Annotated in this window: 19 protein-coding genes; 11 read left to right on the top strand and 8 right to left on the bottom strand. The window is 37.2% G+C overall.

The features are described 5' to 3' along the window. The first annotated feature begins 46 nt into the window (after positions 1-46). Complete coding sequence (ald, locus tag CYJ57_RS03330) at positions 47-1,168, top strand: alanine dehydrogenase (protein ID WP_101954065.1); 1,122 nt, start codon at positions 47-49, stop codon at positions 1,166-1,168. 44 nt (positions 1,169-1,212) lie between these two features. On the opposite strand, the gene CYJ57_RS03335 is transcribed toward ald, so the two are convergent. From CYJ57_RS03335 to CYJ57_RS03345, 3 genes are read right to left on the bottom strand one after another with little or no spacing between them, the layout of a single operon-like run. Then, positions 1,213-2,208, bottom strand: coding sequence for a hypothetical protein (locus CYJ57_RS03335; RefSeq protein WP_101954066.1), 996 nt, complete (start codon positions 2,206-2,208; stop codon positions 1,213-1,215). Positions 2,209-2,226: 18 nt separating this feature from the next. Then, positions 2,227-3,696 carry a DUF1538 domain-containing protein gene (locus tag CYJ57_RS03340; protein ID WP_101954067.1) on the bottom strand — a complete coding sequence of 490 codons (1,470 nt, stop codon included), beginning with the start codon at positions 3,694-3,696 and terminating at the stop codon, positions 2,227-2,229. A gap of 33 nt (positions 3,697-3,729) precedes the next feature. Then, positions 3,730-4,515, bottom strand: a complete 786-nt coding sequence (locus CYJ57_RS03345; protein WP_101954068.1) for a M15 family metallopeptidase — start codon at positions 4,513-4,515, stop codon at positions 3,730-3,732. Positions 4,516-4,714: 199 nt separating this feature from the next. On the opposite strand from CYJ57_RS03345, the gene secG reads away from it, so the two are divergent. The 3 genes from secG (at position 4,715) to smpB (ending at position 7,859) form a co-directional block, all read left to right on the top strand. Next, the gene (secG, locus tag CYJ57_RS03350) at positions 4,715-4,945 is read left to right on the top strand and encodes a preprotein translocase subunit SecG (RefSeq protein ID WP_101954069.1); all 231 of its coding nucleotides are present in this window, start codon (positions 4,715-4,717) and stop codon (positions 4,943-4,945) included. A 110-nt stretch (positions 4,946-5,055) separates the two neighbouring features. Further along, positions 5,056-7,368, top strand: coding sequence for a ribonuclease R (gene rnr / locus CYJ57_RS03355; RefSeq protein WP_101954070.1), 2,313 nt, complete (start codon positions 5,056-5,058; stop codon positions 7,366-7,368). Between the two features lie 29 nt (positions 7,369-7,397). Continuing rightward, a complete protein-coding gene (gene smpB / locus CYJ57_RS03360) occupies positions 7,398-7,859 on the top strand; it encodes an SsrA-binding protein SmpB (RefSeq protein ID WP_006702165.1) in 462 nt (153 codons plus the stop codon). 84 nt (positions 7,860-7,943) lie between these two features. On the opposite strand, the gene CYJ57_RS03365 is transcribed toward smpB, so the two are convergent. The 5 genes from CYJ57_RS03365 to CYJ57_RS03385 form a co-directional block, all read right to left on the bottom strand. Next, a complete protein-coding gene (locus CYJ57_RS03365; protein ID WP_101954071.1) occupies positions 7,944-8,597 on the bottom strand; it encodes a PH domain-containing protein in 654 nt (217 codons plus the stop codon). A gap of 138 nt (positions 8,598-8,735) precedes the next feature. Then, entirely contained in the window at positions 8,736-10,232 is a 1,497-nt protein-coding gene (locus CYJ57_RS03370) for an amidase family protein (RefSeq protein WP_101954072.1), read from the bottom strand. Continuing rightward, on the bottom strand, positions 10,222-10,866 hold the full coding sequence (locus CYJ57_RS03375; protein ID WP_101954073.1) for a queuosine precursor transporter: 645 nt from the start codon (positions 10,864-10,866) through the stop codon (positions 10,222-10,224). Before CYJ57_RS03375 ends, CYJ57_RS03370 begins: the two co-directional genes overlap by 11 nt. Positions 10,867-11,000: 134 nt before the next feature. Further along, positions 11,001-12,716: a ribonuclease J1 gene (gene rnjA / locus CYJ57_RS03380; protein ID WP_101954074.1), complete on the bottom strand. Its 1,716-nt coding sequence runs from the start codon at positions 12,714-12,716 to the stop codon at positions 11,001-11,003. Beyond that, positions 12,716-12,931, bottom strand: a complete 216-nt coding sequence (locus CYJ57_RS03385; protein WP_101954075.1) for an RNA polymerase epsilon subunit — start codon at positions 12,929-12,931, stop codon at positions 12,716-12,718. The genes rnjA and CYJ57_RS03385 overlap by 1 nt, the downstream gene beginning before the upstream one ends. Before the next feature lie 180 nt (positions 12,932-13,111). On the opposite strand from CYJ57_RS03385, the gene comGA reads away from it, so the two are divergent. The 7 genes from comGA to CYJ57_RS03420 are packed head-to-tail and all read left to right on the top strand — an operon-like array spanning position 13,112 to position 17,544. Beyond that, entirely contained in the window at positions 13,112-14,158 is a 1,047-nt protein-coding gene (gene comGA, locus CYJ57_RS03390) for a competence type IV pilus ATPase ComGA (protein ID WP_483400879.1), read from the top strand. Then, positions 14,124-15,194, top strand: coding sequence for a competence type IV pilus assembly protein ComGB (gene comGB / locus CYJ57_RS03395; RefSeq protein ID WP_101954077.1), 1,071 nt, complete (start codon positions 14,124-14,126; stop codon positions 15,192-15,194). Before comGA ends, comGB begins: the two co-directional genes overlap by 35 nt. 14 nt (positions 15,195-15,208) lie before the next feature. Beyond that, the gene (gene comGC, locus CYJ57_RS03400) at positions 15,209-15,562 is read left to right on the top strand and encodes a competence type IV pilus major pilin ComGC (protein WP_101954078.1); all 354 of its coding nucleotides are present in this window, start codon (positions 15,209-15,211) and stop codon (positions 15,560-15,562) included. Next, positions 15,562-15,981 carry a competence type IV pilus minor pilin ComGD gene (comGD, locus tag CYJ57_RS03405; protein ID WP_101954079.1) on the top strand — a complete coding sequence of 140 codons (420 nt, stop codon included), beginning with the start codon at positions 15,562-15,564 and terminating at the stop codon, positions 15,979-15,981. The genes comGC and comGD overlap by 1 nt, the downstream gene beginning before the upstream one ends. Beyond that, entirely contained in the window at positions 15,959-16,300 is a 342-nt protein-coding gene (locus tag CYJ57_RS03410) for a type II secretion system protein (protein WP_101954080.1), read from the top strand. Before comGD ends, CYJ57_RS03410 begins: the two co-directional genes overlap by 23 nt. After that, complete coding sequence (gene comGF / locus CYJ57_RS03415; protein ID WP_180764374.1) at positions 16,284-16,715, top strand: competence type IV pilus minor pilin ComGF; 432 nt, start codon at positions 16,284-16,286, stop codon at positions 16,713-16,715. Before CYJ57_RS03410 ends, comGF begins: the two co-directional genes overlap by 17 nt. Beyond that, positions 16,684-17,544, top strand: coding sequence for a hypothetical protein (locus CYJ57_RS03420; RefSeq protein ID WP_143826736.1), 861 nt, complete (start codon positions 16,684-16,686; stop codon positions 17,542-17,544). The genes comGF and CYJ57_RS03420 overlap by 32 nt, the downstream gene beginning before the upstream one ends. Positions 17,545-17,624: the final 80 nt, after the last annotated feature.

A 17,624-nucleotide genomic window follows, 5' to 3' on the forward strand; every position in this document is an offset into this window, starting at 1 on the left:
TCAGACTCCAACTTTTTGTATCAAAAGGCATATAAGGAGTGATTTTATGATTATTGGAGTTCCTAAAGAACGAAAAACGAGAGAAAATCGAGTTGGATTGACCCCTGATAATGTTCGAGAAATTATAGATTCAGGCCATGAAGTTTGGATAGAGACGAAAGCAGGAGCACAATCGCGCTTTGAAGATCAAGATTATGTAAACGCAGGTGCGAAAGTAGTACCAACTGCAGAAGAGGTTTGGCAAGCTGATATGGTGGTTAAAGTTAAAGAGCCTCAGCCATCTGAATACCAATATTTTAGAGAAGGACAAATTCTTTTCTGCTATCTACATTTAGCAAGTGAAAAAGAGCTTGCGGAAGCGTTGGTAGAGAAAAAGGTGACGGGGATTGCTTATGAAACTATGACACGTAATGGTCGTAAAACCCCATTATTGATGCCGATGAGTGAAGTAGCAGGTCGGATGGCTGTTCAAACAGCAGCACATCTTCTCGAGCAATCACAAGGTGGACGTGGTATTCTACTTGGAGGTATTCCAGGTGTAGGTAAGGCGAATGTTACCATTATTGGTGGCGGTGTCGTTGGAGAGAATGCGGCTAAAATTGCGCAAGGTATGGGAGCATCCGTAACGATTATTGATATTAACCCGAATCGATTAGCAGAGCTTGAAAATACGTTGGGCCAAGGATTGCATACACTAATGAGTAATGAACAAAATATTCATGATGCAGTGATTCAATCGGATGTTGTCATTGGATCGGTTCTAATTCCAGGTCGAGAAGCGCCAGTCCTTGTTAAAGAAGAGACTGTGAAGCAAATGAAACCAGGGGCTGTCATGATTGATATCGCAGTCGATCAAGGCGGAAACTTTGAGACTACAACGCATTCAACAACTTTTGAAGATCCAACTTACATTGTTCATGATGTCGTTCATTATGCGGTTGCGAACGTCCCTGGAGCCGTTCCAAGAACGTCTACTATCGGATTAACAAACGTTAGTTTACCATACGTAAAATGGATTGCAAGCGCAGGACTCATTGAAGCAGTCAAACAAGACATTATGGTTGAAACAGGAATTAATACTTATCAAGGTCATATTACGCATTATGAAGTTGCAACGTCACTGGATATGCATCATGAACCTTTAAGCAACTTAATTCCAGCTAAATAATATTCACGCAAAAAGCCAGACGGAGTCTGGCTTTTTTAGATGGTTTAATTACTTTTGTAAAGACCTTTTGCGCCTAAGATTGGCATGGTGAAGTACACACCTTGGTGAGGAGCCATCATAACAGGATGATCTAGTAAGTGACGGTATGCTTCATTGATTTTATTCGTCTTATCGATTGTAAAGATGATTTCTTTGCGAGGTGACATTGGAATTGAGAAATATTGTTCAATAATTTCGGAACTCAACGTACCAAAAGCACTAATACTAGTTCCGCCATTCATATTCAATTCTCTCATGATATCAACATAAGTTTCTTTCAAATCATCATTGACAATTGAGAATAAAGCAGAAAACTCTGCTTTTGAAGGCTCAATTTTTAGTGGATCCGCAGCTTGACTAAAGGCGTCGACTGCCATGGATAATAATTTTAGCCCTTTGGTTTTCTCAATTTGATATCGATTTTCTAAGTGATCGAAGACATCTTTTATACGTTCTTTTGATACAACACTTAGCATCGTCTCTCTTTGAGGAGCAACCTTGAGGCCTAAGAAAGATTTCTTTTCGCTAATAAATTCACCACGACCTGTGAAAAAAGTAGCGCCAGTTAGGCCAGACTCACGAATATTATTCATCATTTCTTTGTGCATTCCGTGTTTAAATGACAACCAAATTAATTGTTGTAAATGGTCTAATTTACTGAAATCATTTTCTGAGTAGTCATAAAAACGAGAAATTGCATTCTTAACTTCCATGTAGAACATAATTCCATGATTTGGCAAATGCATTTGATAGCATTGAGCAAGTTTCTCAATAGCAGGCAGCATAATACTTTCACGGTCAAACAATACTACGACATCTTTCTTTTGTGAGCGAATGGATAATAAATTTAAAATTTCTGAATTGATTAACCCACTTCCAGGACTGATGAATCCACCTCTTAAATCATATTCAATCGCATGATTTACAAAAGGTAAACCTTTCCCATCTTCTAAGATAGCGATCGCTAATATTAGTGGGTCATGTTTCATTGGATTAGGCATGTTAAAAAATGCTCCTTTCTAATCTTCTAGGCGCTTCGTCGCCATGTGGTAGATAAATCCTAAAATTTCGATAAATAGAATGGGTGTCATTGCAACGACAGCAATCATTCCAAAGCCATCCACGATAACATCGGCATGGGGGTTGCTAAGCGCGATTCCTTGTACAAAGGCAAAGATAAAGGTTCCCGTCATCGGACCACTTGCGACACCACCGGAGTCAAAAGCTAAGCCGACAAATAATTTTGGAATCACCCATGATAATGCAATCGAAATTAAAAATCCAGGCAGTAAAATATGCCATAATCGTAGACCCGGAATCATAATCCGAACGATGGTTAAGGCAATTGCTAATCCCACGCCGAGACAGATAGTAATCAGCACCATTTTTTTACTGATTGTCCCACCTGTAATTTCTTCGACTTGATCAATTAGAACATAAATAGCAGGTTCTGCTAAGATAGCTAAAATACCAAGAATAAACCCAATAGCAATAGGCCAAAATGCGGAATAGTTCTCGTAAAGGTTTGCGCCTAAAGTTTGAGTTACGGGCATAAATCCAGAAGAAACACCAGTTAGAAACATGGTGAGACCGATTAGAATGTAAACTAAACCAACATTAATATCTTGGATTGTTTGTCTAGATTGTCGTTCAATAAAAAAGTTAAATAATATGAAAATTATTAATACAGGTAAAATACCTAGGATAACTTCGAAAAAACTGCGCGAAGCGTCTTGAAGGATAATTTGGGAAATTCCGCCTGACACTACTTCTTGCACAACTTCAAATTCACCTTGAGTCAAATCTGCATCAAAAAATAATCCCATCACCATCATTGCAACGATTGGACCGACTGAAGCAATCCCAACCATCCCGAAGTTAAATTGATCGTCATCACCTGAACCGAGCGCTGCCATACCGGCACTCATTGCAAGAATAAAAGGAACCGTGATGGCACCTGTTGTTGCACCACTCGAATCGAAAGCAAATGTAAAGAATGCTTCTTCAGCAATAAAACTTAGTAAAAAGACGATGCCGTAACATATCGTCATTACGAGGGCTATATCCCAACGAAATGCAATCCGTAACATCCCAATACTTAGGAAAAATCCGACCCCCAATGATACTACGATAACAACGAGTGTTCCGTTGAGTAGACCATTTGACATTTGATCAATTTGACTTCCTAGGATGGTTAAAGCAGGTTCAGCTACTGAAACGGTAAAACCAATAATGGCTCCACCTGCTAAAAGCAAGGCTAGGTTATTTTTCTTTGTAATCCCTTGGCCTAATATTTGTCCCATTTTATTAATTGAGACATCGACACCTAATAGGAAAACAGCGAGTCCTACAAGAACTAGAACAGCTCCTGTAAAGAATAATACTAATTCATGATTTGAGAGTGGGACAAAAAAGAAATGCAAAATTAAAACAATGATAGACAGCGGGATGACTGCTGTGGATACTTCTTTAAGTTTACTTAATAACATTCGCTTCCTCCCTTTAAAAAATAGATTTTTATTTTACGGTTCAGTGGTTGTTGTAGTCATTGCAGTGTTTACTTCATCACGATAAGCAATCCATGCTAAATACTCTTCTAAAACCAAATTATACTTTTCCATATATGTGGCGTGTTCTAAGCCTACATAACGAAAATGCCAAGGTTCAAATTCGATTTGAGTGATTTCTTGCTTGGAGTCAGGGTATCGTAGTACAAAGCCAAACTCCGAGGCATTATCAGCCATCCATATTGCAGAAGCATCATATTGATAATTTTGATGGAGTCCTTGCCCGGTATTTAACCAATCTGTTGATAATAAATCAACTGCAAGACCGGTCAAATGTTCTGAAGCCTCTGGTAATGCATAGAACAAGTTCACTAAATATAAAGCATCGGCTTCGCTATATCCTTCTGCTAAATATTCATTCAGCGCGTTTGCTCGGTTATTTTGTTGGTATTCAATGGTACGGAAACCTGATATTACTTTGAGATAATAACCTTGATTTGCGGCTGCAGCAATAAAGTCACTTAAAGGTTGATAGATATCAACACTAAAGTATTTATCACCATCGAATGTTGTCAGTTCAGGTTGGGGTTGTTGTTCGACTTGATTATCGATATTAACGAGTTGCAACAAAGGATTGTCTAAGTTAGCAGACGGCGGCATTGAATTCAACCGTTCTTCAATCTCAGTTGGATTAAGTGCGTCAATCATCGGTTGAATATCCGGTAATTGATAGGTAGCAGCTTGTGCTGTAATGGGTAGTATATGAAGGATAATCAAAAAACTTAATAATATTTTTCGCATCAGGTTGCTCCTTTGCTAAATCTATTGTCTGTAAAAATTCTAATAACTCCATTGTAACGAATTTAAAAAATAAAAGACAGTAAAGGAAGTAAAAAATATCGAAGGAATGTAGTACATTTGAGTTGAAGATTGAATTTATCTATTTATTCCATTATAATAGAGAGCGTTGATAACATTTAGATTTAAAGGAGGTAAATGAATGTATAATTTTTTATTAACAGCATTCATTGTTGTATGTGTGCTTTTAATTATTATGGTCGTAATGCAACCCTCTAAAAGCAATGCGGCAAGTATGTTAAGTGGAAGTGACGATGGTCAACCGAAAGCAAAAGCAAGAGGTTTCGAAGCGTTTCTAATTAAAGCTACAACCGTTTTAGGAATTCTATTCTTTGTATTAGCGCTAGCGTTAGCGTATTTATCAGCAAGATAATAGTGATTACGACAATGTCTCTTCGGTGTACATTGTCTTTTTCTTTATTATCGTGGCACACTACGGTATACTTTGACAGTGTAAGGATGGTAGAGTAAAGGAGGGATAGTATGAGTTTAACTAAAAAAGAACAGCGGATTTTAAAATTTTTACAAGATCATAAAGAACATAGTTATTCAGTTCAAGAACTCGCGGGAATTTTTAATTATCAAGGGAATAAAACCTATAAAAAACTTGTTAAAGCTCTCGCATATTTAGAGCGAATTGGGGAGATTGAATTTCTTGCCAATGGCCGTGTCCGTGCCTTTGGTCAACTTCAAACAACACTGACAGGTACTTATCGAGCGAATGATAAAGGGTATGGCTTTGTTGATTACGAAGGAGACAGTGATTTATTTATACCACCTGGCTATGCATTGAATGCAATGGATCAAGATAAGGTTGAGGTCACGGTTTTAAAACAAGTCAATCCAATGACTGGAAAGGGTTCGGAAGCCCGGGTAGAGCGAATCATTGAACGGCACTATCAGCAACTGGTAGGTGAGTTTTATGCTTATTCGAATGAAGAACAAGTTGAGACAGGCTATCTGGGTTATGTGATTCCCCAAGGGACAAGTGGCCAAGCATATACAGTATTTATCTTGCCCGAAGGAATTGAACCAGTTGACCATTCCATTGTGATTGTAAAAATCCGTGATTATCCAACAAACGAAAATCCAAGTACATTAACCGGCTATGTGGCCAAGGAAATTGGGCATCGTGATGAGCCTGGTGTGGATATCTTAGCGATTCTTTACCAGTTGAATATTCCCCATGAATTTCCACAAAATGTATTGGAAGAAGCTGAGAAGTTTGGGTTAGAGATTAATCCGGAGAATGTCAACGGCCGAGTTGATCATCGAAACCAATTGGTGATGACTATCGATGGTGCTGATGCAAAAGATTTAGACGATGCGATTGCCTTAGACCAATTAGCCAATGGAAATTACCGGTTATACGTTCATATTGCAGATGTATCGCATTATGTGAGAGAAGGCTCACCAATTGATCGTGAGGCATTTGAACGCGGGACATCGGTCTATCTTACAGATCGAGTGGTTCCGATGTTACCTCAGCGACTATCGAATGGGATTTGTTCGTTACATCCAGGAGTGGATCGGTTAACCTTAACTTGCGCGATGGAAATTGATGCGCAAGGCAGTGTTGTGGATTATCAAATCTATCCCGCGGTCATTAATTCATCTTATCGTATGACTTATGAAGCGATAAACGCGATCTATAACGGAGACAAAGCATTGATTGAAGAATATGATCCAATTATATCGACACTCTATTCAATGCGAGATTTACATCACATTTTAGAAGCAAAACGTCATCGTCGAGGAGCAATCAATTTTGATACTACAGAGGCTATCATAGAAGTAGACGATCAAGGTCATCCAATTTCGATTAAGGCCCGTGAACGGGGCGTAGGCGAGCGTTTAATTGAAAGTTTTATGTTAGTAGCGAATGAGACGGTAGCCCAATCGTATCATGAGAAAGAGTTACCGATGATTTATCGTGTGCATGAACAACCGGATGCAGATCGAATGTTAAAATTTGCTGAATTATTAACCGGATTTGGAATTATATTACAAGGGCATGTTGAAAGTATTCAACCGAAACAACTGCAACGCGTGATGCAAAAGTTAAAAGATTCCCCATACGAAGAAGTCGTCTCAATGATGCTACTTCGGAGCATGCAACAAGCGCATTATAGCGAAGAATCATTAGGACACTATGGGCTTGCTGCTAAATATTATACTCATTTTACTTCGCCGATTCGACGTTATCCAGATTTGATCGTTCATCGATTAGTACACCAATATTTAATTAAACGGCCAAATCAAGCAGAAATAGATCGTTTAGAACAGCGTCTGCCAGAAATCGCAGTGCAATCCTCGAAAAGAGAGCGACGCTCTGTTGAAGCTGAACGTGAGACGGATGCTTTGAAAAAAGCAGAGTATATGCAAGACAAAATTGGTGAAGAATTTGAAGGGATGATTAGTTCGATTACTTCTTTTGGTATCTTTGTCCAATTGCCTAATACCGTTGAAGGACTTGTTCATTTGAACAAGTTAAATGATGATTATTATCAATATTACCCAGAGCAATGGGTACTGATCGGTAAAGAACGAGGTAAAGTCTATCGAATTGGACAATCCGTACGCATAGTGGTCGATCAAGTTAATATTGAAGAGCGAGAGATTGATTTTAATATTATCGATGCAGAAAATGCGGAGACAGATGATTTGTCGCACTTGATTAAACGAGAGTCATCTTCAAAAAAGAAACGTAAATCACGTAACCAATCCCATCCCGTTCGACAACGCAAGAATACGAAAGCAAAAAAACATTCACCTAAGAGAAGACGCCGTAAGTAAGGTGATTGTGAAATAGATTGAGGTGCATTATGGCCAAACAACATGATAAACCACTGGCTCAAAATCGCAAGGCAAGACATGATTATGATATTTTAGAGACGCTGGAAGCTGGACTTGTTTTAAAAGGAACGGAAATAAAATCCATTCGTGCAGGCAAAATAAGTCTAGTGGACAGTTATGTTTCATTTCGTAATGGAGAAGCCTGGTTAAAAAATTGTCATATTAGTCATTATGAACAAGGAAATATCTTTAATCATGATCCCCTAAGAGATCGAAAATTACTCTTACATCGAAGAGAAATTTTTCAATGGGAAACTCGTGTCAAACAAGAGCAATTAACGGTCATCCCATTAAAAGTTTATTTAGTACGTGGAAGAGCGAAAGTATTGATTGGCTTAGCACGTGGTAAGCGTAATTATGATAAACGTCATGCCTTAAAAGAGCAACAAATGAAACGTGAAATTGATCGTGTTATGAAAGAAAGATATTAGTTAGTGGATTAATTATTATGGAATAAGCTAAAGCGCCCCCTAAATATAAAATTGGGGGGCGCTTTATATTGTATAAATATATTTTTAATTATCTAACTTAGTATGATAGCCAGTATTATTATCAGGACGATAAGCGTTAGGATATTGCTGGTCAGTTGTAACATCTAGCGCATTTTTCTTAATCATATTATATATTTCATAAGGATTTTCAATACCAATTAATTTAATACCACTTATGGTATAGCTGCCATCACCATCTGAATAACTGCGATCAGGAGTTAAAGATACAGTTCCTCTATGGAGTAATTTACCTAACAAGTTGACATTAACATTTAATTTACTGATTTCTTTATATTCTAAACTTTGAATATCCGTTCCAATAATTCCTGACTCGATATAAACGCGTAAATCTGTTACATAATATTTGACCTTAAAAGATTCAATGATACGTTTAATCGGAAAAATAACGAAAATGGTGAAAATTATAAAAAAGAAAATTAAGGGAACCAGCGAAAAGATAGAGAATGGTGTTTTAAAGAAATTATCGACAGGAAAAACCAACTTTCTAAATTCATTCGAGATTGAAAAAAAATGACCTCCGATGGTGATTACAATGGAAGACCAAACAATTAAGAATAAAAAAACAAAGAGATTAAAACCATTAAATAAATACATTAATTTACTTGGTTTACTTTGCCAAAGGATCTTTTCATGTTCATCTAAAAAATATGGTTTCATAATGCCTCCTCAGTTTGTTTATTTGTGTTGCTTATCTTTATCATACACCAATTTAATAAAAGCTAATAATTTATTGCTTTTAGATTTGTTCAAAATAAAAACGCTAGGACTTGAAGTCCTAGCGTTTTTTGTGAAAAATTAAATGGTAACGGAACAGATATCGGTATGAAGAAGGCCTACTTTTTCAAGCGAGTTTGCTATTTGTAAGAGACGATACTCCTCTCCAATCGCAGCGGCAAAATGAACGCCCATTGCTAGACCTTTATCTGTTTCATGGACAGGCAAGGAGATTCCTGGTTGTCCTGTAATATTTAGCAGTGGACAATAAGACGTGCGTAAATAGGTAAAATCAAAAGCTTTCTTCGTAACATCCCACTGTGCCTCATAGTTTAGCTGATCCATTTGATGAATTTCGCTTAAAAGTTCCTCAGGATAGACTAAGTCTGTATTATTAACTGCTGGACTTGAGCAAGTTGGGGTCAAATATAGATCATATGTTTGATGCAAAGTTTGCATTGTTTCAACCCAAAGATCTTGTTGGGCTGAAAACTTTATATAAGCACTAGCAGGGGCATTCGGTGCAAATTGGTACGTTACCCAAGTGAGAGGATCGAGTTGATCAAATTCAATGGTTGTTTGATTTTGTTCAATTTGCCGAACGAGTTGGCCCGTTTCCGTAGCCATTATCGTATAATAAGCTTCCATCACCGCTTCGTAATCCACTGGCAAGTCAATTTCGATGACTTCATGACCGAGATTCTTAAGTGTATTCAGTGTCTTCTTCATGGCAATAATTGCTTCTGGATCCGTATCTAAGCCACGAGGGTGTTGATAAGAATAGGCAATCTTTAATGGCTTTTCAAGCGATTCAAGGGTGGGAGCCTCAATTAAAGGTAGATGATGAATGGCTGTTTTTTGATTTGCTTGGAAAGTTTTCAAAGAATGAAATACATCACGTACTGAACGAGATACGACGAGGCTTGTAGCTAAACCATTGACTGGACGGTAACGATTTGGTCCTTGGGCAATTCGTCCACGACTCGGTTTTAATCCAATCAATCCAGTGTCAGAAGCAGGGACCCGAATCGATCCTCCAGCATCAGATGCTGCAGCAATTGGAGCAATCCCTGCTTTGACAGCAGCAGCTGCTCCTCCTGAGGATCCACCGGGATTATAAGATAAGTTCATCGGATTATTTACTTTGCCAAAGTATTTTGAGTCCGATACGGTTTTTAGACCAAATTCAGGGACATTGGATCTCCCCCAGTAGATTAACCCCGCATCCAGTCCTTGTTGCAATGAACGGTCGGTATGTTGTGAGATAGACTTAAGTAATAAGCTAGAGCCTGCGGTAGTAGGATGGCCTTGATAAAATTGGCCTAAATCTTTTAAAAGATAAGGAACCCCATAAAAAGGGGAGAGTGTTTGACGGGTTTTTGCGTCCATTTGAGCTAAGCATTGATCCATTTTTTTTGCTTGTTGAAGTGCTGAGTCAGGATAAGTTTCCGTAATGGCATTTAGCTTAGAGTTAAAATGTTTGGTATTCTCTAAAACGGCCTCGACTAAATCCGTGCAACGATAATCGCCATTTTTAATGGCTTGGCCATAGTAACTAGCATCTTGGTTAAAAATCATAAAGTTCATCTCCTAAATAGTTTTGTCCAGTATGAATAAGAAAGCGCGTTAACGGATACAAGATAATTTCATAACATGTCTCAAAGAGTGTGCCGCCGATTACCATTGAAAGCAATGCGCTATTAGGTAACACACCCCAAAATGCTAATGTTGCAAACACAAGGTTATCAAGTAACTGACCAAAAATCGTCGATGTAATCGCTCTGAAAAAGAGAGAGTCAGGATATTTGGCTTTAAGCTGCGCCATCACTTTGGCATTCACGAGTGAACCTACTAAATAGGCAGTTAATGAAGCTACTGTAATCCGGAAGGTTGTTTTAAGGATGGTGACAAATGCTTCTTGATGGGGCCAAAAAGTCGATGGTGTAATCATCATTGCGAGCTGATAGATCAATGTGGCAACCGCTAAAATAGTAAAGCCAGTGTAGATCATTCGCTTCGATTCTCGGTAACCAAATAATTCAGTTGTGACATCTTGAATAATAAACGCAATCGGGGAAATTAAAATTCCTGTAGTAACGGTAATAATCCATAAATCAAATTGTTTTGTGGCTAGTAGATTCATTGCCAGTAGTGAACTAGCATACGCTGCATAGAGAATAGGTAATAAGTTCAATGTTTTATTTTTTTTCATCGCTAATATGTCCTTTATAGGTTTATTTCACCATATAAAAAAGCCTCTAAAGACTAGAGGCTTTCCCTAGTTTTGTTTATAGACAGGATGGTGCTAATGAACTGTCTGTTGTTCTATTTGTGAGTAAATATTGATTAGTTATTCACTTTTTGTCGTGGACGAACGCCTTTGTTGATATCTAAAAGTACTGGAAGAATCATCGGTGAACGTTGCGTCCGGTCGTATAGTAAAGGCTTAATGGTTTCAAAAATAATATCTCGAATTAATTTTTCATTAATATGATTTCCATTCTCATTCAGCCCTCGATTGATCGCGGCTTTCAATTCAACTTGCATCTCGTGGATTAGATCACCTGATTCTTTCATATAAATGAAACCACGAGACATAATATCAGGTCCACTGACGAGTTGTTTACGTTCATAATCAATGGTTGCAGTAATGATAACTAAACCATCTTCAGATAGCATTTTTCGGTCACGCAATACAATATTTCCGACGTCCCCGATTCCGCTACCATCGACGTAAACATCATCTGCTTCGAATTGTCCAGCTCGGCGGGCACTATTACGTGTTAATGCAAGCATTTCGCCGTTACGCATGATGAAACAATTTTCCTTAGCAATGCCAACTTCTTGGGCTAATTGACTTTGGATACTTAACATTCGATACTCGCCGTGTACTGGCATAAAGAATTTTGGTTTTAATAAGCGCATCATTAACAGTTGTTCAATTTGTGATCCGTGCCCTGAAGTATGGATATTATTAACTTTACCGTGGATAACATGAGCGCCTGTCTCGAGTAGTTGATTAATTACTCGGTTAACACTGGTTGTATTTCCCGGAATGGGGCTACTTGAAAAGATTACCGTATCGTGCGGTTGAATTGAGATTTGATTATGGGTTCCATTAGCAATTCGACTCAAAGCGGCCATCGGTTCACCTTGCGAACCGGTACATAAAATAATGAGCGATTCAGGATTGTATTGGGCTAAGTTGCGATTATCAACAAATATATCCAATCCGTAGTCTTCAATATAGCCTAGCTCCAATCCATTCGTAATGGAATTTTCCATACTGCGACCAAACACTGCAATCTTTCGATTTGTTTGGATGGCAGCTTCCACAACTTGTTGAAGTCGTGAAACGTTGGAAGCGAATGTTGCAAAGATAACCCGACCTTTAACACTTTGAATAATATTGTGAATCGATTGACCGACAATTTTTTCTGACATCGTAAAGACAGGGACCTCTGCATTGGTACTCTCGCCCATCATCAGCAATACTCCATCGTGGCCAAGCTTTGCCATTCGGTAGAGGTCAGCAGGTTCACCAACTGGGGTGAAGTCAAATTTATAGTCTCCAGTAAAAATAATATTCCCTTCAGGGGAGTGAACTACAATTCCGTGAGCTTCAGGAATAGAGTGGGTGACTCTAAAGAAGCTAACTGATAATTTTCGGAAGTTAATCACCGTGTCATCATTATATTCATGGATTACAGCGTCACGTAATAAACCACGTTCTTGTAGTTTATTCCGGATTAATGACGCTGCTAATGGATCGGCATAGATTGGGAGATTAATTTGTTGAAGTAAGTAAGGTAACCCACCAATATGGTCTTCATGTCCATGGCTAATAACAACGGCCTTGACTTTATCTCGGTTTTGTAAAATATAACTGTAATCGTTAATAACGTAGTCGATTCCAAGTAGCTCATCTTCTGGGAAGAGGACGCCACAGTCTAAAATAATAATCTCATCTTGAAATTGGACGCCATACATATTTTTGCCAATTTCATTCAGTCCTCCAATGGCGAAGACACCAACTTCATTATTTTTTAAATTTACTGACATTATATTTTCTCAATCTTGAACTCAGGATGGTGTTCTTTTTCATATTCTAAGTGCTCCTGAGAAATTTCAATAACACTTTCAATCATGTATGGCGTATTTTCGGCTAAATAATGAATCACTTCACGACGTGAAGACGCATCAATAAATAATGACTGTGTCGTTTCACGACGCGGTGCTTTGACCGCATTATCTTGGTATAAAACTTTATATATCATTTAAATTCTCCTTTTTTTATTTACTGAAATATAACTACCTTATTTTAACATAGATATGCTCGGCTGTCATGCAGCCGCCTTTTAATTATTAAGAAATTATTAAGATTGATGCTTCATGCAAGATTTTCTCAATTTTTTCGTATCTATTATTAGGCTAGGACAAAAGGAGGTGAGGGAATAATTGAAACAATTGCTCAGACCGTTTTAAATCAAGCGGTTCGCTTTGGGACATCAGATATTCATTTTTTACCCAATAAAGATGACTATCATATCTTTTTTCGGATGAATGGTCAGCTTGAATTTATTCAAAGTCTGTCCATTGATGAGGGGAAGCGTTTAATTAGTTATTTCAAATACTTAGCCAATATGGATACAGGGGAGAAGCGTAAGCCTCAATCTGGAGCTAGTGATTATATATTAAGAGATGGTCAACGGATTGAGTTGAGGTTTTCAACCTTACCGAGCGTATTATTATTAGAATCGCTCGTAATTCGTATTCTTAAACAACAGTTTAAAGAAAATCAAACACTCGCTACTTATTTTCCGAATATGGTGGCCGTGTTACGCCATCTTGTGGGGAGAAAAAGCGGTTTATTATTATTTTCGGGTCCGGTTGGCTCAGGCAAGACGACAACGATATATCAATTGTTGCGAGAAAGATTGCACGATGAATCGCTCCAAATTATTACAATGGAAGATCCGGTTGAAATGTATGAGTCGAAATTTCTACAAGTTGAAGTGAATGAACGTGCGGGTATTGGATATGACACGATCATTCGCGCTTCACTCCGACATCATCCCGATGTATTGATGATTGGAGAGATTCGCGATGAAGATACAGCACGAATGGCAATTCGGGGTGCGCTAACGGGGCATTTAATGATTGCGACCATTCACGCAAAAAATACACTCGGAGTTGTTGGGCGATTGCAAGAATTACAAATTACTGACGAACAACTTAGACAAACGTTAATTGGAATTAGCACCCAAAGGTTAATTCCACGTTATTGTCCACGTTGTAATGGGGCATGTCATTTTGATTGTCAATATTATGCAGGACATCAGAAGCGAATGGCCCTGTTTGAAATTTTGACAGGAAAGGAGTTAAAAGCAGTACTGGATGGCAATATGTTGACGAATATGAAGACGCTCAATCATCACCTTAGAAAGGCTTATGCTTTAGGATATATTGATGAAAAAACATACGATAAATTTGAAATGGTTTAAAGGGAAGACTATCCCTCAATCTGTAGCAAAAAAAGATCAGAGTTATCTAATGAAAGTGTTGGGGGAACTTCTACAGGAAGGCTTTTCCATGAATCAGTCGATTCAATTTACAGTAATTTTATTACCTAAGTATCAAAGCATTTTCAACCAATTTGATCAACTACTTGAGCGTGGTGAATCCATTGAACGCGGCTTAAGAATGCTAGGTTTTTCTTTACCAATTTGTGCCCAACTCTTTTATGCTCAGCGGCAAGGGCGGTTTATTGAATCATTGATGGAAGTGAGTGAACAACTCGCCCAAGAAGCAACGTATCGGGAAAAATTAATTAAAATCCTTGTCTATCCATGTTTTTTAATGATTTTCCTAGGCGGGATGTTATTTGGAATGCGGAATTCTGTACTACCTCATATTTTAAGTTTTATTTCAATGGAAACCTATGAAAATCAGTATCTTATTAAAATATTAGTCAATTTCTTTGGTTATCTGCCTCAAATTACATTGACCTTGTTAGGGGTTATCATATTAATTTATGGGTTAGTCGATTATTTTTTCTTAAAAAAGAATGCTATTGAACGATATCTTTTCTTGAATCGTTGGCCGCTAATTGGGCGATGGTCAAGGCAATATGCAACTTACAAACTTACGCATCAATTAGGCCATTTTATGAGAGGGGGTTACTCAATTCAACAAATTATCCAATTGATTCAAGATTACCCGATTGATCCATTTTTAACTGAAGTAGCTATGATGATACGTCAAGGAATGTATGAAGGGCGAGAGTTAACAGAGATACTCGATCGGATGAATTTGTTTACCGAAGAATTAGGTTTAGTCATTTATCAGGGCGAACTAACGAGTCAAACAGCTCAAAAGTGCAAATTATATTCACAAAAAGTTTATCAAGATTTATTGAATGATATTGAGAAAAAGATGGCATTTGTACAACCCATCTTGTTTATTTTTGTTGCGTTATTAGTCTTAAGTATGTATTTAATGATGATGCTACCAATGCTTATGATGAATGAATTTAATTAGAAGGAGTGGAAAATATGAAGAAAATTATCAGAAAACTATATTCAAAGAAACATAAAAAAGGTTTTACATTAATTGAAATGTTGATTGTATTAGTCGTAGTTGGATTATTAATGGCAATTATTATTCCGAATGTATCTGGTCAGCGTAAACGAATTAACCAACAAGCTGCTGAAAATATCGCGGAAATTTTGACAACGCAATATAATACTTATGTCATAGCGGAAAGTCCACAGGGTTCAGTTACACTAGCGGAATTAGAAACTAAAGGTTATATTACTTCAAAACAAAAAGATCAAGCTGTGAAGTTATTAAATATTGAAGAGACCTCAGAAATAAAACCTCCGATTGTGGTACCTGAAGTAGATTAATGAATCGAGGCGGTTACACTTTAGTTGAAAGTCTACTTGTCTTGGCTATATTGAGTCTATTGCTCATTTTATGGCCCCGATCGGATCAAAGTGTTGCTAATCAAATAGAAGAAAGATTATTCTTTTCAACCTTAAGTAGTTCAATACAATATTGTCAGCAACTTGCTTTGACGAGTCAATATCAAACAAAAGTAAGGTTTGATGCTCAAGAACAACAAATTTTATTCTATTTATATGGGAATTACTGTTATGAAATATTAACTTTGCCGGAGGATTTGTTTTTATTAAATCAACTGCAAATTCAATTTAATCAATACGGTCATGTGTCTTATTTTGGGACGGTCCGTTTCCAAAATAATCAAAATCGACGTTATAATTTATTTTTTCAATTAGGGAATGGTCAATTTGAAATACGATAAATTACATCAAAATGGGTTTACAATTGTAGAATCTATTGCAGCATTACTGTTATTTAGCGTGATGTTAATGTTATACTTGCCTGCCTTTATGACCGAAATGCATCGTCAACAAGCCCTGTCACATCAGACAGCAAATTACCGAATCTTTTATGAATTAGCAGCGATGTACTATGCGCAACCAATTTCGCATATAGAAACTGGAGTTGAATATCATAACTTTTCGATGCATTCAAGGTCAATTGCAACTTTTAGAGCTTCAAAAGAAGGATGTCAAATTGAATTTATGGATGGAGAGTATATTGATGTCTCACAACAATAAATATCTACGGGGCTTCACTTTTATTGAGTTAATCGTCTCAATGTTTGTGATGAGTCTCATACTTTATAGTTTGTCAGCTGTCTATCAAAATTATCAACGAATTGATCATAAAATTGATGGAGACAGTCAAATTCATTTTTTACATTTTATCACCATGCTTGAGAATGAATTGGTCTATTATCGATATCAGTCGATTCAACAAAATCAGTTATGGTTGCAGCGACGAGATGATGCTTCTCAAAAACAAATTATCGCAATAGATCGCCTACGAATCGTAAAACGACCGGGAACTCAAATTATGCTTTATAACGTAAGGGCATGGCAAATTGAAGAAATAGGTCAAAAAATTTTCATCAAGGTGACATTTAATAATGGGCAAGTTTATGAAGCGATTATTCCAATTTTTAAGCTCTAGGTATCGTAACCATCAGTCGGGCTTTGCATTAAATATTGTGATAATATTTATGTTACTATCACAATTGTTATATTGGTCTTTAATCGTAAAAAATCAATATGCAACTCGGCAATATAAGCAATATCAACGACACTATTTGAATCAAATTCAACTTTTAGTCAGTGAGAAGTTATTTGAAGGCGTGATTTTAGATCAACTTGGTGACTTTCAATCGGAGGTGGAGCGAAAACTTTCAGAACGCATCCGTAATTTTTTAACGGAACCCATTGACGAGTGGCTCATCCAAACCCCTCAAATGGGTTTAGCAAAACTAAAGATGAATATCGAGGATACGTTACTATGTCTCTATTATTTTGAAATTGATTGTGATGAATTGTTACGCGAATATATGCTGTCTCATCCACCACAATCTTGGCAGGTGAACCAGTGGCTTGTAGTAGAGCGAAATCAAAATATTGAATCTCGACTACAAGAAGACATGCGAGGGGTTGAGGAAGTAACACAAAATTCTTCTGAGATAGAATATCAAGCAATGATTCAAACGCTCACTCAAATGGGATATACACCGGCCAAATTACCCGTACAACGAGAATATTTGTATCAATATCAATTCAGCTCTTTACCGAATCAGTGGAATTATGATGATGGTCTAGTTCAATTAAAGACGGATACATCAACAGGTCAGACTTTGTATTATTTAGTTTCTCAACGCATTCAAGATGAAAGTGGTCGAATATCTCAATTGATCTTTCGTGATCCGTATTATCGCATTAAAATGGAGCTACAGTGGTTTATTAAAACGTCATCTGTTGATTTCGAAAATACCTAATTATATGATTAAACCAGCGTCCGCTAAATACATATTTAAGCGGACGTTGAATTTTGTTATAATAAAATAAAAGAATTCAA

The sequence above is a fragment of the Falseniella ignava genome, from assembly GCF_002847645.1.
Lineage (GTDB): Bacteria > Bacillota > Bacilli > Lactobacillales > Aerococcaceae > Falseniella > Falseniella ignava.

Excerpts from the sequence above, each read along its gene's own strand:
- ald (WP_101954065.1), top strand. The coding sequence starts at position 47 with ATGATTATTGGAGTTCCTAAAGAACGAAAAACGAGAGAAAATCGAGTT.
- CYJ57_RS03335 (WP_101954066.1), bottom strand. The coding sequence starts at position 2,208 with ATGCCTAATCCAATGAAACATGACCCACTAATATTAGCGATCGCTATC.
- CYJ57_RS03340 (WP_101954067.1), bottom strand. The coding sequence starts at position 3,696 with ATGTTATTAAGTAAACTTAAAGAAGTATCCACAGCAGTCATCCCGCTG.
- CYJ57_RS03345 (WP_101954068.1), bottom strand. The coding sequence starts at position 4,515 with ATGCGAAAAATATTATTAAGTTTTTTGATTATCCTTCATATACTACCC.
- secG (WP_101954069.1), top strand. The coding sequence starts at position 4,715 with ATGTATAATTTTTTATTAACAGCATTCATTGTTGTATGTGTGCTTTTA.
- rnr (WP_101954070.1), top strand. The coding sequence starts at position 5,056 with ATGAGTTTAACTAAAAAAGAACAGCGGATTTTAAAATTTTTACAAGAT.
- smpB (WP_006702165.1), top strand. The coding sequence starts at position 7,398 with ATGGCCAAACAACATGATAAACCACTGGCTCAAAATCGCAAGGCAAGA.
- CYJ57_RS03365 (WP_101954071.1), bottom strand. The coding sequence starts at position 8,597 with ATGAAACCATATTTTTTAGATGAACATGAAAAGATCCTTTGGCAAAGT.
- CYJ57_RS03370 (WP_101954072.1), bottom strand. The coding sequence starts at position 10,232 with ATGATTTTTAACCAAGATGCTAGTTACTATGGCCAAGCCATTAAAAAT.
- CYJ57_RS03375 (WP_101954073.1), bottom strand. The coding sequence starts at position 10,866 with ATGAAAAAAAATAAAACATTGAACTTATTACCTATTCTCTATGCAGCG.
- rnjA (WP_101954074.1), bottom strand. The coding sequence starts at position 12,716 with ATGTCAGTAAATTTAAAAAATAATGAAGTTGGTGTCTTCGCCATTGGA.
- CYJ57_RS03385 (WP_101954075.1), bottom strand. The coding sequence starts at position 12,931 with ATGATATATAAAGTTTTATACCAAGATAATGCGGTCAAAGCACCGCGT.
- comGB (WP_101954077.1), top strand. The coding sequence starts at position 14,124 with ATGAAAAAACATACGATAAATTTGAAATGGTTTAAAGGGAAGACTATC.
- comGC (WP_101954078.1), top strand. The coding sequence starts at position 15,209 with ATGAAGAAAATTATCAGAAAACTATATTCAAAGAAACATAAAAAAGGT.
- comGD (WP_101954079.1), top strand. The coding sequence starts at position 15,562 with ATGAATCGAGGCGGTTACACTTTAGTTGAAAGTCTACTTGTCTTGGCT.
- CYJ57_RS03410 (WP_101954080.1), top strand. The coding sequence starts at position 15,959 with ATGGTCAATTTGAAATACGATAAATTACATCAAAATGGGTTTACAATT.
- comGF (WP_180764374.1), top strand. The coding sequence starts at position 16,284 with ATGTCTCACAACAATAAATATCTACGGGGCTTCACTTTTATTGAGTTA.
- CYJ57_RS03420 (WP_143826736.1), top strand. The coding sequence starts at position 16,684 with ATGAAGCGATTATTCCAATTTTTAAGCTCTAGGTATCGTAACCATCAG.